This window comes from Mesorhizobium sp. 43Arga, from assembly GCF_053714255.1.
Genome location: NZ_JBSKBO010000002.1, coordinates 273,029 through 298,641 on the forward strand (window position 1 = coordinate 273,029; position 25,613 = coordinate 298,641).

30 protein-coding genes are annotated in these 25,613 nt (G+C 59.4%); 20 read left to right on the plus strand and 10 right to left on the minus strand.

Translation table 11 applies throughout. From position 1 onward, the window contains the following. Nucleotides 1-3 precede the first annotated feature (3 nt). Nucleotides 4-390 (minus strand): MerR family transcriptional regulator, encoded by a 387-nt coding sequence (locus ACWGS8_RS07650; protein WP_006203215.1) that lies wholly within the window; start codon nucleotides 388-390, stop codon nucleotides 4-6. Nucleotides 391-525: 135 nt separating this feature from the next. After that, entirely contained in the window at nucleotides 526-1,938 is a 1,413-nt protein-coding gene (gene mgtE / locus ACWGS8_RS07655; RefSeq protein WP_454580347.1) for a magnesium transporter, read from the minus strand. A 424-nt stretch (nucleotides 1,939-2,362) separates the two neighbouring features. Between mgtE and ACWGS8_RS07660 the strand changes: the two genes are divergently transcribed. The 11 genes from ACWGS8_RS07660 (at nucleotide 2,363) to ACWGS8_RS07710 (ending at nucleotide 12,735) form a co-directional block, all read left to right on the plus strand. Continuing rightward, the gene (locus ACWGS8_RS07660; protein WP_454580348.1) at nucleotides 2,363-2,983 is read left to right on the plus strand and encodes a LuxR C-terminal-related transcriptional regulator; all 621 of its coding nucleotides are present in this window, start codon (nucleotides 2,363-2,365) and stop codon (nucleotides 2,981-2,983) included. 123 nt (nucleotides 2,984-3,106) lie between these two features. Continuing rightward, the gene (locus tag ACWGS8_RS07665) at nucleotides 3,107-4,297 is read left to right on the plus strand and encodes an aminotransferase class V-fold PLP-dependent enzyme (RefSeq protein ID WP_454580349.1); all 1,191 of its coding nucleotides are present in this window, start codon (nucleotides 3,107-3,109) and stop codon (nucleotides 4,295-4,297) included. Nucleotides 4,298-4,308: 11 nt separating this feature from the next. Next, nucleotides 4,309-5,265 carry an HpcH/HpaI aldolase/citrate lyase family protein gene (locus ACWGS8_RS07670; RefSeq protein ID WP_454580350.1) on the plus strand — a complete coding sequence of 319 codons (957 nt, stop codon included), beginning with the start codon at nucleotides 4,309-4,311 and terminating at the stop codon, nucleotides 5,263-5,265. A 19-nt stretch (nucleotides 5,266-5,284) separates the two neighbouring features. Then, a complete protein-coding gene (locus ACWGS8_RS07675) occupies nucleotides 5,285-6,469 on the plus strand; it encodes a malate--CoA ligase subunit beta (protein WP_454580351.1) in 1,185 nt (394 codons plus the stop codon). A 128-nt stretch (nucleotides 6,470-6,597) separates the two neighbouring features. Then, the gene (gene sucD, locus ACWGS8_RS07680) at nucleotides 6,598-7,497 is read left to right on the plus strand and encodes a succinate--CoA ligase subunit alpha (RefSeq protein ID WP_032930699.1); all 900 of its coding nucleotides are present in this window, start codon (nucleotides 6,598-6,600) and stop codon (nucleotides 7,495-7,497) included. A gap of 264 nt (nucleotides 7,498-7,761) precedes the next feature. Continuing rightward, on the plus strand, nucleotides 7,762-8,631 hold the full coding sequence (locus ACWGS8_RS07685) for a MipA/OmpV family protein (RefSeq protein WP_454580352.1): 870 nt from the start codon (nucleotides 7,762-7,764) through the stop codon (nucleotides 8,629-8,631). A 17-nt stretch (nucleotides 8,632-8,648) separates the two neighbouring features. Next, nucleotides 8,649-9,416, plus strand: coding sequence for a response regulator (locus ACWGS8_RS07690; RefSeq protein WP_454581247.1), 768 nt, complete (start codon nucleotides 8,649-8,651; stop codon nucleotides 9,414-9,416). Next, a complete protein-coding gene (locus ACWGS8_RS07695) occupies nucleotides 9,413-10,738 on the plus strand; it encodes a sensor histidine kinase (RefSeq protein ID WP_454580353.1) in 1,326 nt (441 codons plus the stop codon). Before ACWGS8_RS07690 ends, ACWGS8_RS07695 begins: the two co-directional genes overlap by 4 nt. A gap of 319 nt (nucleotides 10,739-11,057) precedes the next feature. Beyond that, nucleotides 11,058-11,474, plus strand: a complete 417-nt coding sequence (locus tag ACWGS8_RS07700; protein ID WP_454580354.1) for a hypothetical protein — start codon at nucleotides 11,058-11,060, stop codon at nucleotides 11,472-11,474. Continuing rightward, complete coding sequence (locus tag ACWGS8_RS07705; protein ID WP_454580355.1) at nucleotides 11,471-11,968, plus strand: thermonuclease family protein; 498 nt, start codon at nucleotides 11,471-11,473, stop codon at nucleotides 11,966-11,968. Before ACWGS8_RS07700 ends, ACWGS8_RS07705 begins: the two co-directional genes overlap by 4 nt. A gap of 137 nt (nucleotides 11,969-12,105) precedes the next feature. Then, the gene (locus tag ACWGS8_RS07710) at nucleotides 12,106-12,735 is read left to right on the plus strand and encodes a class I SAM-dependent methyltransferase (RefSeq protein WP_454580356.1); all 630 of its coding nucleotides are present in this window, start codon (nucleotides 12,106-12,108) and stop codon (nucleotides 12,733-12,735) included. Here the strand turns inward: ACWGS8_RS07710 and ACWGS8_RS07715 are convergent. Continuing rightward, nucleotides 12,729-13,046, minus strand: coding sequence for a YMGG-like glycine zipper-containing protein (locus ACWGS8_RS07715; RefSeq protein ID WP_454580357.1), 318 nt, complete (start codon nucleotides 13,044-13,046; stop codon nucleotides 12,729-12,731). The two genes, ACWGS8_RS07710 and ACWGS8_RS07715, sit on opposite strands and share 7 nt — an antisense overlap. Nucleotides 13,047-13,328: 282 nt before the next feature. Here ACWGS8_RS07715 and ACWGS8_RS07720 point away from each other — a divergent pair, with 282 nt between their 5' ends. Both ACWGS8_RS07720 and ACWGS8_RS07725 read left to right on the plus strand, forming a co-directional pair. Then, nucleotides 13,329-14,909, plus strand: coding sequence for a recombinase family protein (locus tag ACWGS8_RS07720; RefSeq protein WP_454580358.1), 1,581 nt, complete (start codon nucleotides 13,329-13,331; stop codon nucleotides 14,907-14,909). Beyond that, on the plus strand, nucleotides 14,906-15,739 hold the full coding sequence (locus ACWGS8_RS07725) for a plasmid partitioning protein RepB C-terminal domain-containing protein (protein WP_454580359.1): 834 nt from the start codon (nucleotides 14,906-14,908) through the stop codon (nucleotides 15,737-15,739). Before ACWGS8_RS07720 ends, ACWGS8_RS07725 begins: the two co-directional genes overlap by 4 nt. 18 nt (nucleotides 15,740-15,757) lie before the next feature. Here ACWGS8_RS07725 and ACWGS8_RS07730 read toward each other — a convergent pair whose 3' ends face one another. Together ACWGS8_RS07730 and ACWGS8_RS07735 are read right to left on the minus strand one after the other, a co-directional pair. After that, entirely contained in the window at nucleotides 15,758-16,219 is a 462-nt protein-coding gene (locus tag ACWGS8_RS07730) for a hypothetical protein (RefSeq protein WP_454580360.1), read from the minus strand. Continuing rightward, entirely contained in the window at nucleotides 16,220-16,468 is a 249-nt protein-coding gene (locus tag ACWGS8_RS07735) for a hypothetical protein (protein WP_454580361.1), read from the minus strand. Nucleotides 16,469-17,428: 960 nt separating this feature from the next. Here ACWGS8_RS07735 and ACWGS8_RS07740 point away from each other — a divergent pair. Together ACWGS8_RS07740 and ACWGS8_RS07745 are read left to right on the plus strand one after the other, a co-directional pair. Beyond that, a complete protein-coding gene (locus tag ACWGS8_RS07740) occupies nucleotides 17,429-17,620 on the plus strand; it encodes a hypothetical protein (protein ID WP_454580362.1) in 192 nt (63 codons plus the stop codon). 157 nt (nucleotides 17,621-17,777) lie between these two features. Further along, the gene (locus tag ACWGS8_RS07745; protein ID WP_454580363.1) at nucleotides 17,778-17,963 is read left to right on the plus strand and encodes a hypothetical protein; all 186 of its coding nucleotides are present in this window, start codon (nucleotides 17,778-17,780) and stop codon (nucleotides 17,961-17,963) included. Nucleotides 17,964-17,974: 11 nt separating this feature from the next. On the opposite strand, the gene ACWGS8_RS07750 is transcribed toward ACWGS8_RS07745, so the two are convergent. Beyond that, a complete protein-coding gene (locus ACWGS8_RS07750; RefSeq protein ID WP_454580364.1) occupies nucleotides 17,975-18,193 on the minus strand; it encodes a DUF768 domain-containing protein in 219 nt (72 codons plus the stop codon). Between the two features lie 24 nt (nucleotides 18,194-18,217). Beyond that, complete coding sequence (locus ACWGS8_RS07755; RefSeq protein WP_454580365.1) at nucleotides 18,218-18,451, minus strand: hypothetical protein; 234 nt, start codon at nucleotides 18,449-18,451, stop codon at nucleotides 18,218-18,220. A 259-nt stretch (nucleotides 18,452-18,710) separates the two neighbouring features. Between ACWGS8_RS07755 and ACWGS8_RS07760 the strand changes: the two genes are divergently transcribed. From ACWGS8_RS07760 to ACWGS8_RS07775, 4 genes are all read left to right on the plus strand, one after another. Beyond that, nucleotides 18,711-19,211 (plus strand): hypothetical protein, encoded by a 501-nt coding sequence (locus ACWGS8_RS07760; RefSeq protein ID WP_454580366.1) that lies wholly within the window; start codon nucleotides 18,711-18,713, stop codon nucleotides 19,209-19,211. Beyond that, nucleotides 19,211-19,603: a calcium-binding protein gene (locus tag ACWGS8_RS07765; RefSeq protein WP_454580367.1), complete on the plus strand. Its 393-nt coding sequence runs from the start codon at nucleotides 19,211-19,213 to the stop codon at nucleotides 19,601-19,603. Before ACWGS8_RS07760 ends, ACWGS8_RS07765 begins: the two co-directional genes overlap by 1 nt. 1 nt (nucleotide 19,604) lies before the next feature. After that, complete coding sequence (locus tag ACWGS8_RS07770) at nucleotides 19,605-19,964, plus strand: sunset domain-containing protein (RefSeq protein ID WP_454580368.1); 360 nt, start codon at nucleotides 19,605-19,607, stop codon at nucleotides 19,962-19,964. Nucleotides 19,965-20,326: 362 nt separating this feature from the next. Beyond that, complete coding sequence (locus ACWGS8_RS07775) at nucleotides 20,327-21,388, plus strand: glycosyltransferase family 2 protein (RefSeq protein WP_454580369.1); 1,062 nt, start codon at nucleotides 20,327-20,329, stop codon at nucleotides 21,386-21,388. Here ACWGS8_RS07775 and ACWGS8_RS07780 read toward each other — a convergent pair. Further along, nucleotides 21,385-21,747 (minus strand): GtrA family protein, encoded by a 363-nt coding sequence (locus tag ACWGS8_RS07780; protein ID WP_454580370.1) that lies wholly within the window; start codon nucleotides 21,745-21,747, stop codon nucleotides 21,385-21,387. The two genes, ACWGS8_RS07775 and ACWGS8_RS07780, sit on opposite strands and share 4 nt — an antisense overlap. Before the next feature lie 41 nt (nucleotides 21,748-21,788). Next, nucleotides 21,789-22,499, minus strand: coding sequence for a class I SAM-dependent methyltransferase (locus tag ACWGS8_RS07785; RefSeq protein ID WP_454580371.1), 711 nt, complete (start codon nucleotides 22,497-22,499; stop codon nucleotides 21,789-21,791). A gap of 231 nt (nucleotides 22,500-22,730) precedes the next feature. On the opposite strand from ACWGS8_RS07785, the gene ACWGS8_RS07790 reads away from it, so the two are divergent. Beyond that, entirely contained in the window at nucleotides 22,731-24,200 is a 1,470-nt protein-coding gene (locus ACWGS8_RS07790; protein ID WP_454580372.1) for a hypothetical protein, read from the plus strand. 95 nt (nucleotides 24,201-24,295) lie between these two features. On the opposite strand, the gene ACWGS8_RS07795 is transcribed toward ACWGS8_RS07790, so the two are convergent. Then, nucleotides 24,296-25,219 carry an NAD-dependent epimerase/dehydratase family protein gene (locus ACWGS8_RS07795; protein WP_454580373.1) on the minus strand — a complete coding sequence of 308 codons (924 nt, stop codon included), beginning with the start codon at nucleotides 25,217-25,219 and terminating at the stop codon, nucleotides 24,296-24,298. Nucleotides 25,220-25,613 lie beyond the last annotated feature (394 nt).

Sequence of the window (25,613 nt, forward strand, 5' to 3'; positions counted from 1 at the left end):
GCGTTACGTATTGACGCCGAGCTCCACCAGCCGCTCGACGCAGGATTCCTCGGCCTGGTCGAGTTCGGCCAGTGTCTCCTCGAGATCGCGGCGCTTTTGCCTGAGATCCTCGCGCTTTTCCTCGATGCGCTTGATCATCAGCTTGAGCTGCCCGACCTCGCCCGGCGGCTCCTTGTACATCTGGATGATTTCGCGGATCTCGTTGATCGAGAAGCCGAGCCGCTTTCCGCGCATGATCTGCCGGATGAGATGGCGGTCGGACGGGCGAAACAGTCGCGTGCGACCGCGCCGCACCGGTTGCACCAGCCCCTCATCCTCGTAGAAACGCAGCGTCCGCGTCGACACGTCGAATTCGCGGGTCAGTTCGGTGATCGAGTAATATTCCCGCATTGTCGCTCCATGCCCGAACCCCGGGCAACGCCACGCGGCGCTGCCTCCCGTCCCGAACCAACCCTTGCCCGCCGGAATCGACATGGCCCCCGCGCGAGCCTCGCACGGCATTTACGTAAAAGTCAATTGAAGCCGCTACCTCACCCCGAACCACCAGCTTGCAAGGCCGAGGAAGGCAAAAAAGCCGACGCAGTCGGTGACGGTGGTGACGAAAACCGCCGACGCCACAGCCGGATCGATCTTGAACCGGTCGAGCATGAGCGGGATCAGGATGCCGGCAAGGGCGGCCGCGAACATGTTGATGATCATCGCCGCGCCGATAATCCCGCCCAGATTGGCATCGCGAAACCACAGAGCGGCGACGATGCCGATCAAAACGGCAAAGACAATGCCGTTGATGAAGCCCACACCCATTTCGCGGCGGATGATGCGGGCGGCGTTGTAGATGTCGAGATCCTTCGTCGCCAGCGCCCGCACGGTGACGGTCATGGTCTGCGAGCCGGCATTGCCGCCCATGCCGGCCACGATCGGCATCAGCACGGCGAGCGCCACGATCCGCTCGATCGTGTGGTCGAACAGCCCGATCACCGATGCCGCCAGGAATGCCGTGACAAGGTTGACCAGCAGCCAGGGAATGCGCGAGCGCGAGGTTGCAAACACCGTGTCGGAGAGTTCCTCGGCGCCGACGCCGCCCATGCGCAGCAAATCTTCCTCGGCTTCCTGCTGGATGACGTCGACGACATCGTCGATGGTCAGCACGCCGACCAGCCGCTCGTTCTCGTCGACGACGGCAGCCGACAAAAGATCGTACTGCTCGAATTCCCGCGCCGCCTCTTCCTGATCCATGGTCGCCGGGATGGCATGCCGCGTCTCGTGCATGACATCCTCGACCTTGACCGCGCGCTTGGTGCGTAGGATCTGGTCGAGATCAATGGCGCCGACGAGTTTGAAGGTCGGGTCGATGACGAATATCTGGCTGAAGCGGTCGGGAAGGTTCTTGTCCTCGCGCATGTAGTCGATGGTTTGGCCGATGGTCCAGAACGGCGGCACCGCGACGAACTCCGTCTGCATGCGCCGCCCGGCGGTCTCTTCCGGATAATCCAGCGAGCGGCGCAGCCTGATCCGTTCGGTGAACGGCAGCTGCGACAGGATCTCGTCCTGGTCTTCCTTTTCAAGGTCTTCGAGAATGTAGACCGCATCGTCGGAATCGAGTTCCTGCACCGCCTGCGCGATCCGCGCATTGGGCAGGTGATCGACGATCTCCATGCGGATCGCTTCATCGACCTCGGTCAGCGCGGAGAAGTCGAAATCGGCGCCCAGCAGTTCGACCAGGGCTCGCCGCTGTTCGGGATGCAACGCCTCGATCAGGTCGCCGAGTTCCGACTGGTGCAGATGGTCGACTTCATGCTTGAGGGTCGGCGTATCGCGGTCGGCGATCGCGGCCCCGATCTGGGCAAGGAAAGACGAAAGGACCGCACCGTCCTCGCCATAGATGTCGGCGTGGGCGTCGTCAGCCGCCTTGGCGGAGATCGTCTGCTTGTCCTCCACCAGCGCCTCCCGCCATCCCGGAAAAATTGTGTCTCAGGTCTAGAGCATCGGAGCGTAAAGCGGAAACCGGCTTCGCGGAAATCCGGTGCATCTCGCCTTCCGACGCGATTCGATTTGAGAACTTATCGCTCTAAGGCACGGAATATCAAACGAAACGCTGGTTCCACCCCACCCGGTGAGCGTATCGCCGATGCCTGACCTGGCAATGCCTGTCCCACCAGGAACCAGCCAACCCCGGCTTCAGACGGCGCGACAGCCGATGTCGCTGGGGAAAGAGCACCCCGGCGCGATTGGGGCAGAATTGTCGTGATACGGGTCCAGGCCTGAAGCCTGGCCTTTGAGTTGCGGCACGATCACCCCAGGACAAAAACGGCCCTTGAACAGCAAGCCCGGGAAAACGAGCAAGGCAATTGGCGACCGGCGCATGCGCATTGTCGTCGCCGAGCGCAATCCATTCGTTATATCGGCACTGCGCGAAATGCTCGAATGCGACGGACGTTTCGAATTGTTGGGCAGCGTGCAGAGCGGCAAGCAATTCCTGGATCTGGCTGTCAAGGGCGGGTTCGACGTCGCAATCATCGGCTGGAAGCTCGCCGACATGGACGGCGCGGATGTGCTGGCCGAGGTCCAGAGCCGCAAGCTCGATGTGCGCATCACCGTCTTTTCCAACGACCATGACATTGGCATCCTGAAGCAATGCGTACGGCTGGGAGCGCAGGGCTATTGTTTCCAGTTCGACGATCCGGCCATCATCTTCGACACGATCCTGGCGGTCGCACATGGCCGCATCTGCATCCCCTATATCGACATCAACAAGGTCAACGACACGCCGCTCGCACAGCTCACGGTGCGTGAGCGCGAGCTGCTGGCGGTGCTTTCCGACGGCTGGACCAATCTGCAAATCGCCACGCGGACCGGCATTTCCGAGAACACGGTGAAGTACCACCTGAAGAATCTCTACGACAAGCTCGACGTCCGCAACCGGGCGATGGCCGTCGCGCTCTATGCGCGCGAGAGGCGTACCCAGAAGCAGCCTTTCGGGTAGGCCAACCGGGTAGGCCAGCCCCACCCGCGCGCGGCGAGATCTTACCCGCCAAGGTGTTGTTGGCTTTAGCCGTCGAAACGAAACTCCCCCCACCGCTTTGCTGGATCAGGAGGAGTTCGCACCATGGCCGGTTTCACCCATCTTTTCATTCCCGGACCGACCAACATCCCCGAACAGGTCCGGCAGGCGATGAACCTGCCGATGGAGGACATGCGCGCCGCGTCCTTCCCCGATCTCACTTTGCCGTTGTTCGAGGACATCAAAAAGGTCTTCCAGAACGAGACCGGCCGCGTCTTCATCTACCCTTCCTCGGGCACCGGCGCCTGGGAAGCGGCGATGACCAATGTGCTCAGCCCCGGTGACCGCGTGCTGATGTCGCGCTTCGGCCAGTTCTCGCATCTGTGGGTCGACATGGCCGAGCGCCTCGGCCTCGAGGTCGATGTCATCGACTGCGAATGGGGCACCGGCGTGCCGCTCGAGATCTATGCCGAACGGCTAAAGGCGGACAAGGCGCATCGCATCAAGGCCGTCTTCTGCACGCAGAACGAGACGGCGACCGGCGTGACCAGCGATGTCGCCGGCTGCCGCGCCGCGCTCGACGACGCCAACCACCCTGCCCTGCTCTTCGTTGACGGCGTCTCGTCGATCGGCTCGATCGATTTCCGCCAGGAAGAATGGGGCGTCGACTGCGCCGTCAGCGGCTCGCAGAAAGGTTTCATGCTGCCCGCCGGCCTCGGTTTCCTCTCGGTCAGCAAGAAGGCGCTTGTCGCTTCGCGGACCGCCACCCACAGGCGCTGCTTCTTCTCCTTCGAGGACATGATCCGCGCCAATGATGCCGGCTACTTCCCCTACACGCCGGCGACGCAGCTCTTACGCGGCCTGCGTGCGTCGCTCGACCTGATTGCCGAGGAAGGGCTGGACAACATCTTCGCCCGCCATCATCGCCTGGCCGAAGGCGTGCGCAAGGCGGTTGACGCCTGGAGCCTGAAACTCTGCGCCAAGGCGCCGAAATGGCACTCCGATACGGTTAGCGCCATCCTGGTGCCGGAAGGCATCGACAGCGCCGACATCGTCAAGCGCGCCTACCGCACCTACCAGACATCGCTCGGCGGCGGCCTCAACAAGGTGATGGGCAAGGTTTTCCGTATCGGCCACCTCGGCTGGCTGAACGAGGTGATGGTGCTCGCCTCGCTGTCGGCGGCCGAAATGGCGCTGCTCGATTGCGGCGTCAGGCTGGCGCCGGGCTCCGGCGTCGGCGCCGCCATCCAGCATTTCCGCGCCTCGGCCGCCGTGCCGGTCGCCGAAGCCGCCTGAGGGAGCCGACGATGAGCCACACCATCAACCATTTGAAGAAATTGCGGCTGCAGCGCAGCGAGCTGGCGGTTCCCGGCTCCAGCCCGGAGATGATCGACAAGGCGGCCAACAGCGCCGCCGACTTCGTCTTCCTCGACATCGAGGACGCGGTCGCCCCGCCCGACAAGGAACGCGCCAGGAAAAACATCATTCAGGCGCTGAACGACATCGACTGGCGCGCCAAGGGCAAGACCGTCTCGGTGCGCATCAATGGGCTCGACACCCATTACATGTACCGCGACGTGGTCGACGTCATGGAACAGGCCGGCGACCGGCTGGACACGATCCTGGTGCCGAAGGTCGGCGTGCCGGCGGACCTCTACATGGTCGAGGCCATGGTCAACCAGATCGAGATGGCAAAGGGTTTCAAGACCCGCGTCGGCCTCGAAGCGCTGATCGAGACGGCGCTCGGCATGGCCAATGTCGAGGCGATTGCCGCCACGCCGGGCCGCTTGGAAGCCATGCATTTCGGCGTCGCCGACTATGCGGCAAGCTGCAAGGCGCGCACCGTCAACATTGGCGGCCTCAACCCCGACTATCCCGGCGACCAGTGGCATTTCGCCCTGTCGCGAATGACTGTTGCCTGCCGCGCGTACGGCCTGCGCGCCATTGACGGACCATTCGGCGATTTCTCCGATCCCGAGGGTTACATCGCCGGTGCCAGACGCGCCGCGGCGCTGGGCATCGAAGGCAAATGGGCGATCCACCCCTCGCAGATCGCGCTTGCCAACGACGTCTTCTCGCCGCCGGAAAAAGAGGTCACGCGCGCCAGGCGCATCCTTGAGGTGCTGAAGGAAGCGGAGGCTCATGGCAAGGGAGCCGCAGCCCTCGACGGCAAGATGATCGACGCCGCCTCGGAACGCATGGCGCGGAACGTTCTAGTGGTCAACGAAGCCATCGAACGCGCCGGCCAAACCGCAACGCATTGACTGTTCAGGGAGGACAACAATGGACATCCACGAATATCAGGCCAAGGAACTGCTCGCCCGCCACGGCGTGCATGTGCCGCGCGGCGGGCTGGCCTACAGCCCCGAACAGGCAACCTATCGGGCGCGCGAGATCGGCGGCGGCAAATGGGTCTTGAAGGCGCAGGTTCATTCCGGAGCGCGGGGCAAGGCCGGCGGCATAAAACTGTGCGCCAATGACGAGGAGATCTCGAGCGCCGCAGAAGCCATGCTCGGGCGCAAGCTGGTGACCCAGCAGACCGGACCGCGCGGCAAGCTGATCTCCAGGCTCTATCTCGAGGAGGCCGTCGACATCGCCCAGGAGCTCTATGTCGGCTTCGTGCTCGACCGCAAGGAAGAGCGCGTCATGATCGTGGCATCGGCCGCCGGCGGCATGGAGATCGAGGATATTGTCGAGAAAGAACCCAACTCCATCCTGCGCACCTCGGTCGATCCCGGCGTCGGCATGCAGCGCTTTCAGGCGCGCGAGATCGCCTTCGGGCTCGGCCTCGACCACAATCTGATCGGCAAGGCGACCGAAACCATCTTCAGCTGCTACCAGGTGTTCCGCGATTACGACGCCTCGATGCTGGAGATCAACCCGCTGGTGGTGACCCGTGACGGCAATCTGATCGCGCTCGACGCCAAGATGTCGTTCGACGAGAACGCGCTGTTCCGCCGGCCTGAAATCTCTGAACTGCGCGACAAGAGCCAGGAAGACCCGCGCGAGACCTTCGCCAGCGACCGTGGCCTCTCCTATGTCGGCCTCGACGGCAATATAGGCTGCATCATCAATGGCGCCGGTCTCGCCATGGCGACCATGGACATGATCAAGATCGCCGGCGGCGAGCCGGCCAACTTCCTCGACATTGGCGGCGGCGCCTCGCCCGAGCGGGTGGCGAAATCCTTCCGCGCCGTGCTCGGCGACAAGAATGTCGAGACCATCCTGGTCAACATCTTCGCCGGCATCAACCGCTGCGACTGGGTCGCCGAGGGCGTCGTCAAGGCGATCCGCGAGGTCGGTGTCACCGTGCCGCTTGTGGTGCGGCTCTCCGGCACCAAGGCCGAGGAAGGGCGCCGCATCCTGGCCGATTCCGGCGAGGCGGTGATCGTCGCCGACACGCTGGCCGAAGCCGCCGAGAAAGCCGTCGCCGCCTGGCGCGCGGCCGCCAAGAAAAAAGCAGCCTAGAGCCGGATAATTTCAGGTCGAATCGACCTGAAATCTGAATCCGTCTCTAAAATCAAACAGATAGAGCATGATGTCGTCCGAAAACCGCTTCACACTTTTCGGCATCATGCTCTAGGGAGGTCGAGAAAATGGCAATCCTGCTCAACCGCAGCACCCGCGTCATCGTGCAAGGGTTCACTGGCAAGATCGGCAGCTTCCACGCCGAGGACATGAAACGCTACGGCACCAAGCTGGTCGGCGGCGTCACCCCCGGCAAGGGCGGCCAGACACATCTCGGCCTGCCCGTCTTCAACACGGTCAAGGGCGCCGTGCGCGAGACCCGCGCCGAGGCGAGCATCGTCTTCGTGCCGCCGCCCTTCGCCGCCGATTCGATCATGGAAGCCGCGGACGCCGGCATCAAACTCTGCGTCTGCATCACCGACGGCATCCCCTCGCAGGACATGATGCAGGTCAAGCGCTATATGCGCCGCTACCGCTTCGAGGACCGCATGCGGCTGATCGGCCCGAACTGCGCCGGCATGATCACGCCGGGACAGGCGCTGATGGGCATCATGCCAGGCAGCATCTACCTGCCCGGCCGCGTCGGCATTGTCGGCCGCTCCGGCACGCTCGGCTACGAAGCGGCCTCGCAGATGAAGGCACTCGGCATCGGCGTGTCGACCAGCGTCGGCATCGGCGGCGACCCGATCAACGGCTCCTCCTTCAAGGACATGCTGAAGCTGTTCGAGCAGGACGACGAGACCGACGCCGTGGTGATGATCGGCGAGATCGGCGGCCCGCAGGAAGCCGAAGCCGCGATCTGGGCGCGCGACAACATGCGCAAGCCCCTGATCGCCTACATCGCCGGCCTCTCCGCCCCGAAAGGCCGCCGCATGGGCCACGCCGGCGCCATCATCTCGGCCTTCGGCGAGTCGGCGCAGGAGAAGGTCGAAATCCTGAAAGAGGCAGGCGTGATCATCGTGCCGACACCTTCGTCGTTTGGCGAGGTTGTGGCCGATACGCTGGCGCGGATGAAGAAGGCGGCATAACCTTCACCAGCAAACGGCCTGCCGGCGGTTGCCGAGCACGGGGCGGCGCGATCGGAATGCGCCGCCCAACGGTCTCCATCAAACAATTGAGCGGGCGGGACGCGCCGCCGTTTCAGAATGCGCTGGTAAGGGCGCCAAGATCGGGCCAAGATCGGGCCAAGATTGCGCAACAAAACTTAACATCACTTCACGCATGCAGCCATTTTCACCTGAGATAGTCCGCAGCATCGGGGGCTCTTACCGCCCCGCTGCTCTGGAGCATGCATGTTCAAAATGGTTTCTGGGACCTTCGCCGGCCGGGCCTCTTTCGCGGCGATGGCAATCCTGTTCTCAACGCATTCGCAGATCGTGCTGGCGGCGGATGCCATTGCCGTCGACACCGACGCCGACGATACTGGGGATCTGACCCCGCCGCCCGATCCTTCGCGTTTCGGGCGCTTCGAACAGAAACTGGCCGGCTGGCATGTCGTCCTGGGCGGCGGCGCCGTCATCGTCCCCAAATATGAGGGCAGCAACGAGTTCAAGGTCATGCCGGTGCCTTTCATATCGGCGACATTCCTCGACACGGTGAGGGTAGATCCGACAGGCGCCAACATCGCCGTCTATGAACACGGGCCGTTCGAACTGAGCGCGCGGCTTGGCTATGACATGGGCCGCAAGGAAGACGATGCCGATCGTCTGCGCGGCCTGGGGGATGTCGACATGGGCGCGGTGGTCGGCGCCAAGGCGGCCGTGAAATTCGGCCCGGCGAAAGTCTACGCGCAACTGGACAAGACCATCGGCGGCAGCGACGGGATGGAGGGCACGCTTGGCATCGAGGTGACCCGGCCCCTGTCCCAGTCATGGATGATCGGCGCCGGCGCATCGGTCGTCTTCGCCGACGAAAAATACATGCAGGCCTATTTTGGCGTCACGCCGGAGCAATCGGCTCGCTCGGGCCTGGCGCGTTATGATGCCGGCGCCGGGTTGAAGCGCGCCGATTTTTCGATTTCCGCCACATATATGCTCAACCAGAACTGGATGGTGCGTGGCCAGGCGGGGGTCGGCATTCTCATGGGGGACGCTGCCGACAGCCCCATTGTCGTCAACAAGGTCCAGCCCTCGGGAATGCTTCTCGTCGGATATCGGTTTTGATGCCAACACATAATGCAATGCAGGCTGCCGCAAGCTCCGGCCGGATCGATCTGAACGCCGAGTTCAAATCGCCGAGGCAAGGCCCGCACATCCTCATTGTCGAAGACGATATCGAGATCGCCCGCATGCTGGGCGAGACGCTGACGGAAAACGGCATGATCGTGGAAATCGCCGCCAACGGCGTCCGCATGAACGCCGCGCTTCGCAACCACAAATTCCATCTCATCGTGCTCGACATCATGCTGCCTGGCGAGAACGGCCTCAGCATCTGCCGCCGGCTTCGTGCGCAGACGAACGTTCCGATCCTGATGCTGACGGCGCTTGGCGAGGAAATCGACCGCATCTTCGGCCTGGAAATCGGCGCCGACGATTACGTGACCAAACCGTTCAGCGCGCGCGAACTGACGGCAAGAATAAGGGCGTTGCTGCGCCGCACGGCCTACGCTCCCGACGAACACGACCGCACAAAGGTGCTTCGCTTCAACGGCTGGCGCCTCGATCCTGTTCGCCGGCAATTGCATGATCCCAGCAATGCGCGGGTTGCGACGACGACGCATGAATTCGATCTTTTGCTGGCGTTCTGCCGCAATGCGGGCCGGGTTCTGTCGCGCGAGGAGCTTCTCAGCGTCACCCATGCCGGGCTTGCCGGCCCGATCGAGCGAAGCGTCGATGTCCATGTCAGCCGGATCCGCCAGAAGATCGAAAAGGATGCCCGCGATCCGGTTCTGCTCAAGACTGTCCGGCTGGGTGGCTACATCTTCACCGCCACGGTGGAGGAAGCGTGAGGCGCCTGGTCCGGCGCTTCCTGCCGCAGTCGGTGCGTGTGCAGTTCGCGGCGATCATTTTCATGGCTGTGATCGCGATCATGTCCGCCGGATCGGTCGTCGAAGGTTTGATAGACAATACCGACCTTCCCGTCGTGGAAGACAGCGCCAGGCGGGCTGCCGTTGTCGCTGCCTTGTTGCGCCAAACACCGGTCGAAGCCCGTGGCGCTGTTCTGGCCGCGGCGATACGCGCCGGCTTTGATTTCAAGATCCTGCCCAGGCAGCAGATCAGCAATATTCCAGATTCCTATCTGCAATGGCGAAGCATCACATGGCTTCTCCAGATCGAGAGCAGTTCGATCGCTGGGCGCTGGATAAGGATCGGCGGCCAATACGCGTTTGTCATCGATCTGGACCAGCAGAGCGTCCTGGCGCATTTCGGCATGCCCGATTCCTGGCTGACATCAGGCTTCGTCCGCGTCTCGTTCTACAGGTTCATGGCTTTCGTCGCCCTGCCCGTGCTGCTCTGGCTGTTTGCGGTCTGGGCCGTGACGGAGCCGTTGAAGCGCATCTCGAACGCAGTGGGGGAAGCCGAGATCGAGAATGGCAACGAGCTTTTCGCCGAACGCGGCTCCATCGAAATGGTCGGCCTGGCGCGCGCGCTGAACAGGATGCGAACGCGTATCCGCACCATGATCGAGAACCGCACGCGCATGCTGCGCAGCGTCAGTCATGATTTGCGCACGCCGTTGACGCGGTTGCGGCTTCGCGCCGAGCGCATGGATGACGGCCCCGTTCGAACCGCCATATTGTCCGACGTCCGGCACATCGAGGATCTGATCGACGAGACCCTGACCTATCTGCGCAACGACGTCTCGACGGAAAAGCTGCAGCGGGCCGACATTGCCAGCGTGCTGCAGACCGTCTGCGCCGAATTCTCCGATGTCGGGTTTTCGGTTTCCTATTCCGGACCGGACAGGCTTCTGGGCTGGTGCAAGCCCAATGCGCTGGCGCGCGCCATCACCAATCTGTGCGACAACGGCGTCAAATTCGCCGGCAATGTCACCGTCGCATTGACGCAGACCGACACGGCGGCGCGCATCGCGGTCGGCGATGATGGCCCGGGCATTTCGATGACGGCACGCTCCCGTGTTTTCGAACCCTTCTTCAAGGAGGACATGTCGCGCGGCGTTGCCTCGAAACACGGTTTCGGTCTGGGCCTGTCGATTGTCGCGGATATCATCCAGGGCCATGGCGGCAAGATCGAGCTGCACGACAACCAGCCAAGCGGCCTCGTCGTGACCGTCGATCTGCCGAATGGACCCGAGGTCCAGCCCCTATAGGAGGGCCAGCGCCACACTCGGATCTGATGATCGCCACATTGCCGGAGGTTATTTCAAGGCGTCCGAAGGCTCGGCTCGGGAAATTTTGGTGCGGTCGAGAAGACTCGCAAAAGTCCTGGAAACGGCAGAAATCCGGGATAAAAGTGTCCCACGCGCTGCAACGCGATGACCTTACGGGTCAATAGGTTACAGGATGGGTGTCCCACGGACTTCATCCACAGAAACCAGAGCCTGTGGATATCCCCTGCCCCACCCGCAAGAGCAGCGATGTGCTGCTATAGTCTCTCCGGCGATCACCTGATGGCAGCGGGGGGCTCCATTGTCCGATCCATTTATTTTGAACAAGCTCGTCTGCGGCATCGCTGGTTTGGCGGCCGCTCTCATTGCTGGACACTTCGGAACGGATTCGTTTTTTCGTTACTTGAATAGGTCCGCAGGGCTTGAGCTGCGCCCTACGCCGAAGCGCTTGCCGCCGGCGGTGACTGGGATGTTTGAGAGAGCCTTGACGTTCTTGTTAGTCGTGAGCGACTTCCCGAGTTTTCAGAATGTAATCCTCGCCTGGCTCGCCGCAAAGCTTGCCGCGAATTGGCAGCGGACCGAACCTACCAACAGCAGCGATGAGGATCGGCTCGCATATCGCAGCCGCGCCTTAATCGCCGTCATGACCGGCATAGTTTCGATCGCCTTTGGCTACTTTGGCGGAAGGATCGCGGCCGCGCCTTGGAATTTCAAATGACAACGCGCCTGTTCCACTGTGTGCTTCTATCGGCTGCCGTAATCGCGGTCGCTCCAGTCGCGAATGCTGGATCCCTCGTCGGCGCGGCTTCCGTCGTCGACGGTGACACCATCGAAATTCACGGCACCAGGATACGCTTCAACGGCATCGACGCACCAGAGAGTGCGCAGCTCTGCCTTGACGCCGCCGGTAAGAAATATCGTTGCGGACAAAAGGCTTCTCTCGCCCTGGCGGACTTCCTCGAGGCGCATCGCCCGACGTCCTGCATCGAGGTCGACCGCGACCAGTTCAGGCGTATGGTGGCCGTCTGCACCGCAGGCGGAATCGATATCGGCGAATGGATGGTCAGGAAGGGCTATGCGGTCGACTGGCCGAAATACAGCGCTGGCACCTATTCCAAGGCTGAAACGGAAGCCCGGACGGCCAAGCGCGGTCTCTGGGGCGGATCGTTCGATAGACCGTGGGAATGGCGCAAGCAGATGACGGTTCAATAAGCTATTCGCGCCAATGGTCGTGGGTGCGGTCGATCACCCCCTGGTGCTGGTAGGGGGACATAGGCTGGCCTGTCATCTTTTGCCCATTTGCCTGGGTTAGGCTGTTTCTACGGCGGGTTTTGAAGGAGGTCGATCTAATGACGACAAGCCTTGCCGGCACCCTGAAAAACGGTGGCAAACAGGTGGCAAAGCGCCTGCTTGGCTACGATTCCCGCAACTGGCTGCGCATCCGCCAGATCGAGGCGTTCACGCTTTTCCTCGAAGCTGGCAACCGCAAGGCCTCCGACGTCATCGAGATCTCGCCGGGCTGGAACCGCACCTGGCGGGCGATGTGCCCCAACTACCGCTCGGTCGATTTCCCCGCCTTCGACATCTGCAAGGACCGCACCGAGGAACAATATTCGATCGTCATCGCCGACCAGGTGCTGGAACATGTCCCGCGGCCGCACGAGGCGGTGGCCAACATCCACGCCATGACAAGGCCCGGCGGCTGGGCGATGGTGGCGACGCCGTTCCTGTTCCGGGTGCATGCCCGGCCGCACGACTACAACAGATGGACGCCCGCCGGCCTCAAGCAGCTGATGGTCGAGGGCGGCTTTGCCGAAGCCAACGTCAAGGTCCATGGCTGGGGCAACAAGGCGTGCGCCCGGGCTCATATCGGTGGCCCGGTGCGCGCCTACGGCCTGTGGCGGGACCTCAGCAACGACGAGGAATACCCCCTGATGGTCTGGGCTTTCGCCAAAAGGGAGCCGGCGACGCCTCAGTAATTACCGTTGTAGTATCGGTCGTCGCAAGGCGCGGTGTAGATGCGGCCGTTGCGGTCCTGGTAGCGGCAGAGCTGTTCGCCGCGGCGTTGCGGCGTGGTGGCCGAGCCGACGACGGCGCCGAGCAGGGCGCCGCTGGCCGCGCCGATGACCGTGCTCTTGGTGTTGCCGCCGATCGCCTGACCGACGAGTGCGCCGCCGGCGCCGCCGATCAGCGCGCCTGTGGTCGCACGCTGCTGGCCTTCGGTCTGCGACTGGCAGCCGGCAAGTGCCGCAGTCATCAGCACGGCGGCTATGGCTTTGTGAAAGGTCATGGACGTCTCCCTTAAAAGTCTGAAATCCCTTCCGATCGTCCCGTGCGGTCGCATTGCGGCGGAACGGGGGCACGGGCGCTCACGATATGAGACATGGTTTCGCGACAGTTGAAGGGCATGGTTTCCAAGATGAAGCCGCTCGTGCTTTATCGGGTAGTCGCCAAAGAGTTTTGGGGTGCGGTTGGCGATGCACTGCCTTTGACACAAATTGGAGTGGAATTGCTAACCAAGCCGCAGTCAGGCGCTCGCTAGACTGGAATAACGATAAGACGGCGCTAGGCGATGGAAAAAGTTGCAGCAGCCCAAAACGCCCCTTCAATGAAACGGCGCGCCCGTGCGGCCCAGTACCTGCGAATGTCTACGGATCAGCAGGTCCACTCCATCGAAAACCAGAAAGACGCGATCCGCAGTTATGCCGACGTCATGGGCTATGACATCGTTGCCACCTATGAGGACCCCGGCCGAAGTGGGCTGAATATTGAAGGCCGCCCCGGTTTGCAGCGACTTCTGTCCGACGTCGAGGGCGGAACGGCCGATTTCGAAACCATAATCATCTACGATGTTAGCCGTTGGGGCCGCTTCCAGAACATAAATGAAAGCGCCTCATACGAGTATCGATGCCAAAGGGCGGGGGTGCGGATAGAGTTCTGCGCCGAGCAATTCGCCAATGACGGCAGCGTAGGATCAGACGTTCTGAAGGTGATCAAACGCAGCATGGCCGCGGAAGCCAGCCGAATGCTGTCGGAGAAGGTCTTCATCGGCCAAAGCCGGGTCGTCAGGATGGGATTCAGAGGTGGCGGATACGCCGGATACGGTTTCCGGCGCTTGCTCATAGATGGTTCGGGGCAACCAAAGGCGATCCTCAAAATGGGGGAATGGAAGAGCTTGGTAACGGACCGGGTCATCCTCGTGCCGGGGCCTGAAGACGAAATCGAAATCGTCCGCTGGATTTTCAATCAGTTTGTGAAAAAGGGAAGAAAAGCGTTCCAGATCGCGAAGGCGCTGAATGAGCGAGGCGTGCCATCGGAATTGAATACGCCATGGACGACCGCTTCCGTGCGGTCGATCCTCACCAATGAAAAATACATAGGGAACAACGTCTGGAACAAGACGAACACGAAACTCCATAGCAAGCGGACCGCCAATCCACCAAGCGCCTGGGTCCGCGCCGAAAACGTGAATAAGCCACTTGTCAGCCTGGAGCTGTTCCGGCGTGCGCAAGCGTTTGTGGCCAAGGAAAAGTTTGGGGCATTGCGCATTAGCAACGAGCAGTTGCTGATCGATCTCGCCAAGATTCTCGAGAAGCGAGGCTGGTTATCGGGCTCAATCATCAATGCAGCGCCCGGCCGCTGCACGAAGAGCCTGTACATAGAACGCTTCGGAACCCTGCAGGCGGCCTACAAACTGATCGGGTTCGATTCCTCAGTGAACTATCGTTATTTCGATCAAAACACTCGACTTCAGAAGCGCCGTCTTGAAATCCTCGATGACCTTATGGCTGCAATCGAAAAAGTCGGCGGAGAGGCGCATTACGACAGCAAGGCCGCACTTGTGCGCGTCAACAAGGAGTTCACAGTCGCGCTGTGGACCGCGCGCTATCGCGCGACGAGCTATGGCTACCCCCGCTGGCCAGTCGCGCGGCGACGCCAATCCGTCTCCGACATCACGATACTGGTCAGAGTGATGCCCGACAATGTGAAGGTCCGCGATTTCCTGATCGCGCCGACAGACGCCTTGAGAGCCGTGCCGGCCCTGATAAGGGCAAACAGCGGCATGGACTTCGATCCCTATCTCTTCCCGTCGTTCGCGCCCGTGGTGGCGATGGCTCGACGCACGCAGATCGAGCCAGGCTCGCACACATGACCGGAACTGTTGCCCAGCGCGTCCTGCAAAGCAGCCGCCATGCAACGCGTCTGGCCAGCGCCTTGCCGGAGCCACAAAAGCCTCTTCATCCCTATCAGCTTCGCAGAACCTACAAGCATCATTGCGAGAGTATGAGGCGCTTCATCCGCGAGACGCAGGCGATGCGCGAGCGTGTGGAAACCATTATCCAGGTTCTTCGCCAGTTGATGGCCGTCGAGACATTCAAAGCGGTGCTGAAGGCGGAAGGCCTGGTAACGATGCCGGCCGAGGTCGCGGAAAGGATCTCGGGCGGCCTGGGCTTAATGGCCCAGGAAAAGTGGAACCAGGATGTGATGCCCAGCGAACCGCTTGTCGCAGGGATCTGCCCTGAAGCGATCGAAATTCTTGAGGATTCCGCTGTGCATCCGAAAATCTTTGGCTTGCTGAAGAAGGTCACGCCAAGCCGACAGGTCGAAGCAGCAAACCTGATGGTGGCGTTGGACAGGGTGACGTTCGTCAGCGCAAGGGTCATCATCGCGCTCACGCCCCAGTCGCAGCTGGCGGATAACTCCATCCCCGAGCAGCATTTTTTCGGCCTTGAGGGCGACAGATTGGCTGCGATGGAAATCGAGTTTACCGCGTTGAGCCGCGAATTTCTCACCGCCAATGCCTGCCGCGGCATCTGGAGTCTATTGCTCGTGGCGACCAGCGCGTATTTCAACAGGCTGATGAATAATCTCAACGTCGTGCGCTATCTGGCGCACAATTTTCCGGAGCGGTTTGCGCAGTTCCATGGTCTGGCTGAGCTAGGCGGCTACGGCAGCCTCGCTGATAACCAAGGCGGGCAGTAACGCGATCGGCCATCATACTCAACTTCGCGGCATGCTATGGACCTCGAGCCGGACCGGCCCGCCCCGATCGCAGCTCGTGCAGAGAAGCGCCCGCTCGACCGAGCTGAACAAGGCATCCCTGCCGTATCGCCGGATCAGCCCTTCGGGCTTTACCTTGGCGTGATGTGAGCAGTTTTTGCACCAGGCTCGCAGGGTGTGCCATTCGCGCAGATCGCCGAGCGAGACGTCGAGTCCGGCGTGGATGCTGCCGTCGATGATCGTTTGAGGCTGAAGCTTTACTTCGCCCGGCGTGACCATTTTCTCCATGACATGGCGGCTGTTGTAATGGATCAGCAGCATGCCGGGCCGGCGCCTGATGGCGGCATGCCAGGCAGCCTGGCTCACCATCGCATCCGGCGATCGACAGATGGTTTCGAGATGCATCTTCTCCTCTCGATCCCAAACCTCGATCCGGAAATTGTCTTCGGCGGTTTCCACCATCTATGGGCGCGCCTTATGCCAGCCGCGAGAAAAACCATTCGAAACCGCCGCGCGTGACAAAGCGAGTTCCCGCTCAAGTTCGGCGTTCCTGGCAAGAGCGGTCAGCAAGGCCACCAAAGCGTCGCCACCGGCTGCAGCTATGGCCTGCTGGGCAGTAAACTCCAATTCGGACATAGCTTCGCCGATCGGCGTATTTTGGCGCTTTCCCATGGCCTTTTCCTGCTCAGATACATCAGGAATAAGGAACATATTCCTGTCAGGTCAAGGGTGTATTGACTCTCATGTTCTCATTTTGTTCACTGTAGGCAATTTAAAGACAGGAGGCATGAAAACCGATCACCGCAACTGCCGCCGACAAGTCCGTTGTTGCGCACGAGGGCGACTCGATGAAGGCGCTGAAGGAAATGATCGTGCCGAATGGCCGTCTTCAGGACCATCTCGATAAGCACAACGCCCCTCCCCTTGGCAAACGCTACCGATGAGCGACGAACCTATCAAGCTTGCCGAAGGCATGACGGCGGCGCCGCGGCAAAGTGGACGGATCGAAAACCATGTCTGCGAGTTTGAAGAATGCGGGAAGCGTCCGGTCGCGAGCAGCTTCGCCCCCCACGACGATCGGCCAGCACCGGCCCGCTTTTGAACTCGCTGAAGATTTTCTCATCGCGCCCTCCACAAACTTCACCGGCACATCACCGCAGCAGCGCGAGACAGGCGTGAAATCCGGCCCGGGGGCTTTCCGAGGCTCAGGCCAGCGGTTGCCGATCAGCTGGCGCGAAGGCAATGATCTCGTACTATTGGCTGCTGGCGAACCGGAGCCTGGTTCCAGCCGCCTTCAGGTGTCCCCTGTCAAAATCACGCTGAGTTCACGCCAGCGGGACGAAGCTTGATCGTGAAATCAGCCGGCCGGGCCTGCCTTAGAAGCCAGAACGAGCGAGCGGGTCGGATCGAGTGCCCTCGCCAAATGTGGGGTCGTTGAAGCGCGACGCGTTGCTGGGGTGGAAAGTCGCTAAGAAGGCAAAACGATCATGGTTGTCATAGAGATGCAGCAAAGGTCTGGTGTTGCGGCTTTGGTTCCGCGACGTTGGAACATTAGACCTCGCTAAAGGTTGCCAGAGCGGGCGGCGTTCCAACACTTCAGCAAGTCCCGCGATCCTTGGCCGTCTGCCGCTGCCGTAAAATGGGCGGCGGCACGTCAATCGGAGAGATGCGATGCCCCTGACCAATGAACTACGCGACGTGGCGATCGAGTTTCAATGTCCGGCCTGTTCTCACTCGACGGTGAAAATGGGTTCGTGGGTAAAAACGATCGGCAGTTTCAAATGCGACGGCTGCAAGGCGAAGGTGCGCATTGGCTACGAATACAAGCTGGCAATGTTCGAAAGCCACCTGAGTAAACGGTGATTTCACCCCGATATCGGGTTTCAGGCGTGATGGCCGAGATTGAACATCTCGGTACGGCAGGGAATTGACTCGCGAACCGATTGTCGAAAGCGTACAGTTCCTTTGTCGCCTGCCATCACGCTTTCCCCCCATTCGCAGAACGGCTGACGAAATACAGTTGGCAACATTTACCAGGATTTTGGACAACTATTGCGAGCAAGCTGGCATCGAAGGCTCGCACCCGGCGCGTGAGCATTTGGCGCGCCGTCTCATCGCTCTCTTCAGCGGCGGCATCGATAGCCCGGACGATATCAGGATGGCGCTTGATGTCGCATCTAATGGCTGGCAGACCAACCATATTTGAGCGCACTCGGCCTATTCCGGCACGGGGTCGTAATGTACAATCGCATCGAGGATCGTGCGGTAGAGGCTGTCCACTTCCTCGTCGATCTCGGCGCGCTTGATGCCGATGGCCTTCGCGTCGGCGATGAGCTCGTGCGTGAGCTCGTCCACGGAGATCACATCGGCCTTGGCAGTCACGGGAACGTTGTTGGCGATCCACTGGTCCAGGAAATTGATGCCGCGCGTGCTCATGACACGATAAGCTCAGTCTGCGTTTTAGGTTCCCGACTTGTTCACGGCGGCCTCGTCGAGCTCCGCCTCGATGTTGTTGCTCACGGGCTTCCGGGCAAAGGCCCCGTCCAAAGGCTCCCCGTCGAAACCCTGTAGCCAAGCCTCAACGTGCTCCTGCCAATACTGCGGCACGGCACGCTCTTTACCGTCCTTGCCGGCCTGGACGCCATACATCCAGGCATAATTGGCGCGCTCCTGATCTTTCTTACCCACGGCCATCCGTTAGCCTTCTCTTTCAATAGACCTGAACGCCTAGGCGCTCGTTCTCATTCACATGTTTCGCTAAGGCAGGAACAAGGCCACCACCTTCGCGCATTGTCGTTGCACTCGACAATGAATAACCCGGTATATCCTTCTATGTGACACAGCACATAGATTTCAGGTCAATTCCGGCCGAAATTTACCAGAACAACGGTCATCACTTGCAGAAATATTCACTTTAGGAGATGCTGATCTAAGGCCTTGGGAGGGCTGGGGTATGAACAAAAATATGTTGATGGCACTAGTTGCCATTGCGCCGATCTGCGGCTGCCAAACAAGCAATCAAGCCGACTACATGCAAATAGGCTACGGGCCTAGTTTCGACGTCGCCCATGCTCAATGCGAAATGCAAAAAGGGTCCGTCGACCAAGGCTATATTGCTATCGGATCGCCTGGCTTCGTTGCAGGGGCCGGAATCGGCAATGCACTTGGCAACTTGGCCGCTGAAGATCAATACATGAAGAACTGCCTCATCCTAAGTGGATGGAAGCGCGCGCCGCACGGACAGGGAGCGGCGGCGGCGTCAGCCATAGCCGCTGGTGCAACACCGACACCCTACGGGATACAGCGCGCACCTGGCAGTTGGATCAACACGGCCCTTCTTGACTGGTCGGATGCGAACAACAAGTGTGTCGCGGGTGACAAGACCGCATGCGGCACGCGAGCGAAACTCGGGGCTCGACTTAGGGCTGCCGGCGTCAACCCGGCGCCGGTCTGATGTGCAAGGTGGTCTGTCCGGAGGTGCTTTATCTGGGCGCACTGCTCGCGGTCAGCGGTTGCGGCGCGGACTACCTGAACCACTATGACTCCGTCACGCTCGCCGCCGGCGACGCCAACAGGGCCAACAGCCTTGCCCAGACCGTCGACCCGTTCAATCCGAATAGCCGGAATACTCACATTGAGAGCGATGGCCAGCGAATAGCAGGTGTCGTCCAGAGGTATCGAGGCGCCGGCGCTCAAATCGGAACTGTTCCCAATAGCGGCGTTGACTTGGACTGCGCTGGTGGGAAGGGAAATAATCCGGTTGTCCAAGGTCCGGTCGCCGTCGGGCCTTCCGATCCCAACCATCTCGATGCCAACCACAACGGGATTGGGTGTGAAGGAAAGTAAGATGCACCCGTCGGGACGAAATAGGCATCGATCTCGTCGTTGGCGTCCTCAATACCTGTTAGCGCTGGTAATGGTGCCACTTGCGGCTTTTCTCACGGCAAGCCCGAGCAGCCTCGATACCGTCGCCAAGTTCATACCGGCAGCATGGTTTGGCAGCTTGAACGTTTCCAAACCGTCGTCTCTGCTCGCTGGCGGCTGCAACATCAAAGGAAATATCTCCATCAACACCGGGGAGCGCATTTACCACGTGCTCGGCCAAGAGCACTACTGGGAAACGCGGATCAGCCCCCAGTATGGCGAGCGTTGGTTTTGTACCGAAGAAGAGGCGCGCGCGGCCGGCTGGCGAAAGGCGCGTCGGTAAGATGCAGATTTTACTCGGTCCAGTTTGCAAAGCTGATTGATGCCCCTTCAACTCGTTTGCCAGCCGACCACCTTACGAGACGGGCGAAGGCCCTCATCCACCCCGCAACACGCGCCTGATCCCTGACAGTCGACGATAGCCGTCGAACTTCGTGAATCCAGCCGTCGCCTTCCGGAGGCGGCTCGATCCCAAGCGGCGAAGATTTGTTGCCGTCATCAAACATGCCCTTGCCGTTCCACCTTGGCGGCGGCTGGCATTATCTTTCCAGGGTTCTTTCGGTCGTCCAATTTCGGTGTTTAGGAGATTTCCTCCTATGACGCTGATGAACTTAGGGCTATCACGGTCGCCCTCGACGTCGAAGAATGGGAAAAATTGTGATCGCTACATCGATATCTGTGTCGTTTGTTGTCCCGGTCTATTCCGGCCAGAAATATCTTCGAAGCCTCGTGGCGGAGATCGAGACCCTAGGTGCTCAATGGGGTGCCTCCAATGCTCCGTTTGAAGTCAGGGAGATCTGCCTAGTCGACGACAACGCAATCGACGGATCCGGAGAACTGATCGATACCCTCGCTGCGGAAAATCCGCTGGTGCGTGCTTTTCATCTGTCGCGAAATTTCGGCCAACATCCAGCAACAATGGCGGGTATCATACGATCGACTGGGGATTGGATCGTCACGCTCGATGAAGACCTTCAGCATCCGCCAAGTTCGGTCAACGATCTTTTCCGAATGGTTGCGGAGCGTGGAAGCGACATCGTGTACGCGAACGCGGAAAGTGCCGTTCATCAGAGCCTGATACGGGACCTTGGGTCGCGGGGATATAAAGCCTTCGTTGAACGAGCCAGCGGCAATCCGAATATCCGAATGTTCAACAGTTTTCGATTATTGCGAGGGGAGATCGCCAGGGCTGCCGCTGCCGCATGCGGCCACGATACGTATTTCGATATGGCACTCTCGTGGTTCACACAGCGTGTCGATACTGTTTCGATGCGCCTAAAGGACGAGCGGTTCATTCAAGGTAAGGTCAGCGGGTACCGATTCAGCAAATTGGTCTCCCATGCCAGGCGCATGATTATGTCGGCAGGAGCAAAACCCTTGCGCCTCGCCGGCATTTTCGGCGTTTTGTTCAGCACTGCCGCACTCCTTGGCGGTGTGGCCCTGATATTGGTTCACTTCCTCTTCCCAGCCGTTGTGGAGGCGAAGGGATGGACATCCCTCATTCTGGCCATCGCTCTCTTCGGCGGCTTGACTATGATGCTCATCGCTGTCGTCTTGGAATTTCTCTCCGTGCTGGTACTTCGGGCGCATGGAAAGCCGCTCTTTTTCCTCATCGATCGCTCGTCAGACGGGGCCATTAAGCGCTATTTCTCAAACCCAGAAAAGGTAGCAAAAGTCCAGGTGCGGTTGCCCACTCAAAGAGTTTAGCGGTTCTCGGATTTTTGGCGCGGTACTGCAAAAACCCACAGCTGAAATAGCAGGAAGTTTAGCATAGGAATAAGGACGCTGATGATTGCAAATGTCAGCCATCCCGCGAAATAGCCGGATCTGGACAGGTTCGTTACGACAAAAATGATCGTTATGTTTGTGATTTGCACGATGCAGAATCTTAGCCATTCGATGCCGAGCTGGCCTTTTGACAGGAAGGTTAGCTTGCGGTGGCCAATGAACGAGACCGGCATGAGAGCGCCGTAGGCAACATAGGCCGCCATCGTTTCGCTCACTCCAAAATTTGCAAGAATGTTGGCCAGCGCGAAATAGACGGCCGTGTTGAAGAAGCCCACCATGGCGAAAGTCGAGATCCGCCTAGCTCTCTCGAATGAAATCTTCAACGTCGGCCCGATGCGTAATACTGCGCTCCCAGGGGAACAAATCCCATGGCATCATCTATCCGCCTCAAGGCGCCATCTATCGACGGAACATTGAGGATATATTGCCCGCCGACATCGCGAAGGCCGGCATTTTCCAGGTGCCTCATGACCTGCTTTTTCGAGAGTAGAACAGCGTCCTCATCAAAGGCGCAATTGGAGACAATTCGCCTCGTCACAGGGTTGTAAGGATTATGTTCAAATATCAGTACCATCCCACCCGGGCGAGTTACGCGGGCCAGTTCTTCAGCGAAGAGCTTCCACTTGGCTGGGGGGACATGATGCATAACGCATATTGCGTATGCCGCATCAAATTTGCCGTCCGGGAAAGGAAGAACGTTGCCGTCCGACACGGCATAGGCAACATCGGGATTCCTTATCGCGGCCTCCGCGATGCATTCGGAAGAAGGATCGACCCCTGTCAGATGGCCGACCTTGCCCCGCAAGATACCGTGGTAGTTCCCTATCCCGCAACCCACGTCGAGAACGGACAGCCCATCCGGCGCCCCGACTTCTTTTTTCAGGATATCGATCAGCCGGACCGCTTTCGCGCGCGTGAAAAAGTCGACATCGAGGCCAGAAAACGAGATCGCGCTGTTTACGGTGTCTGCGTAGGTCTTCCTGTAGGCATCGAACTCGCTGCCGGCCATTTCCAAACCTTTTTTGCTCACGTCCCTGCAGATCCGCCTGACGTGTGTCGGCATTGTTCAGCAGCCTACCCGGACTACGGCATGAACCTACCTGAGGGCAACGGGAAACGGTATTTATGCAACGGTGATGCCGCGATCAACCCGCTAAGGCAAAAAAGTCCGGCAGCGCCTTTCGGCCCTTCAGTCAATCGTCTACAAGCCCACGAAAGCCTGGGTGGGGATATGCGGTGACACGACGAGATGGAACACGAAATGCAACATAGTCTGACCAACAAGGTCACGTATGGCTTCACCATCACGTTGATCGCCTTGTCGATAATTTCCTTTTTGCTCCTGACGCCCCTCGGACATTGGCAGCCCGACGAGTTTCACTTCGGATACGTCTACAGAACCGACGGTATAAATGCGCTGCTTTACGAGCTTAGCGCTTGGGCGCCGCGGCCGTTTTCCGAGTTGATCTCGTACCTCTATCACCACATGGTTGAGGTCACTGGGAAAAGGCACATCGGCGTCTTTCTCTTCGCGAACTGGGCAGCGATGATAGCGGCAGCGCTGGTTCCAATCCTTTTTCAAAGAACATCTTCTGACAGAACGATACCCCTGGTGCTCGCGTCCGCAGTCGTGCTGTTGAGCGTTGTCGGTCGGAACAATTCTGAGGTCTTCTACTGGGTTCAAGCCGCGCTGCCAAACATGCCAACTCTCGCAGCCGTCTTCTTTGTTGCATCGGTTTTCTTGTTCACAGACCATTCGATTCCCCAAAAAGCTTGGCTGGCTGTCGGCGCACTCATAATTGGCGCTCTTTCTTCGGAGATTGGGGCGACATTTGCCTGGATAGTGAGCTTCCTCATGATTTCGTACTGGGCCTTATATAGGCGGCGTTTTACTCCGGTAACTGGCTTGGTTGCAGCGATATTCGTCCCTGCATTGATCGTTTCCGGAGTCGTCTTCTATTATTTGATGATGGGAAGGTTGAGCCTATCTGCCGAAGCCTCAGCGGGATCCGCGACGGCAAGGGTTTTTTCCAGCTCGCTGCTCGCGACAATTAAGCAGTTCGTACTCGATGCCCTGTTTTACGGAAATAATGTTGTCGGGTCCGTCGGCCAGGAATCTCTTACAACCAACGAAATTTACATTGGGTTTGTGCCTAAATTGGCGCTATTTACTTGCTCATTCCTCTATTTTCGAACGGTTCAAGCCGTCGATGGTGATCGGATATTGTCTTCTTTCTTGTTTCTGTCGTCTGCTGGTGCCGCATTTTTTGTATTGTTCATAACCTACTATCAGTTCGGTGGCGGATGTTGCAGTCGGCATTCAACAATGGAGCAGGCTTTACTGTGGGTAGCGATCGTCGCTGCCGCTAGATTTCTTGCAACTTTTTTCGTCGTCAGTCCGGCCACCAGCACTAACTATCAGGCAATATGCGTCGCGGCTTTGCTCTCTGTCGTGCCGTCCATTTTGCTGACGGCTCGGCCGCTGGCCATCAACTACTCCAGATTCTTCGAGATCAGGACGAAGACTGATTACATATGGGATCATCGGTTCGACGCCGGTTCAACTATCGTGCTGAAGAAATACCCGCCTGGCGAAATCACCGGTGGAGGTGAGCTTTATTTTCAGGAGGGTCTGTACGAGAAAGGGAGTACAAAGCTGCCGTCAGCATGGGCTGCTGACTTCTACATGCAATACTTTAGGAAAGATAAATTGATGGTGGACGGCACCTGACGCCATATTGCTGCCGCAAGTGGCGGCCTCGGCGGGCCAGTGGTATGCTAGGCAAGCGCCGACAGATTCCTTGCCGCGTTGGCCGGTTGTCACCTTCAGGGCGTTCGCGGCCTGGCATAAAATTCTCGCTGCCAGGATAGGGTGTTATCAATCCCGTCGAGGAACGACGTCACCGGCCTCCAACCAAGTTCCTTTTCGGCACGCTCGATGGACAGGACGTTGGATGGTACATCGAATGGTCTTGATGGCTCGCGTTTGATCGTGGCCTTTTTCCTTAACGATGTTTCAATCGCATGAATGACGTCGAGGATCGATTGACCATTGCCGCCTCCGCCGACATTGAAGGTGCGCTTGGCGCCGTTGTAATTGATGAGCCGGGCGGCGAAATCGGCGACATCTTCGACATAAACATAGTCGCGGCGAGCGCTGCCGTCGCCGTAAACAGTGACTTGCCGGTCGCTTTGAATCAGGTGTCCGGCAAACGCAATCAATCCCTGATTGTGCGCCTCAATCTGCCATGGCCCGAATGGATTGGCCAACCGCACGATGAAACAGTTCAGGCCGTATTTGCGCTCGTACAGTCGAACATAGTGCTCGATCATTAGTTTCGAAACGCCGTAGGCCCCGACGGGGTTTGTGGGACTATCTTCCTTAATCGGGATCTCGTCGACTTCTCCATAGACGGTCCCTCCTGAGGAGAAATAGATTAGCCGCTTTACTCCAGATTTGACGCAGGCATCGAGCAGCTCGACTGAGGGAATGATGCTGTCGCGAATATCGGCCGCAATGTCCGCATCTGCAGTCGACGGCCATGTGGAATGAACGAGGTTGATGACGGTGTCGTGATTTTGCAGAGCTGACGTGACCGCTAACTTGTCTCTGAAGTCTCCTTCGAACCAGGCGACTTCAGGTGGCAGTGGTGCAACACCTTTTCGGCGACCAAATGCAGTCACCGCCAGGCCCTCAACGCTGAGGCGCCGGCATATGTTCGAGCCGATGAAACCACCGCCGCCAAGCACCAAACATTTTCTAGCCATATCAGCACTCGACCTCGTTGCGAAAATCGCCAACTACTCCATCGACCCGCGAAAGTACAGCGTATGAATCAAATACTTCTATTCGTAGCGTGATGCAGGGGACAAGCAAAAGAGCGTTCGCTCGGCGTGGGCAGTGACTGATGATTAATCGAAAACAAACAAACACCGGCCCACAGCCCCCTAAGTCTATGGGGGAACTTCACGCGTTTCTACTTGTCTTGGGCGGGCCTGTGCGCCTTGTCGATCTAGGGCTGCTCCGCCGACTACTTGAACCAATACAATAGTGCCCCCCTGGCGGCGAATGACACAAGCAATGCCAACATGCTCCTGCAGGCAGTCGCCCCTCTAATCCGAATAGCCGTAGCAGGCACATCGA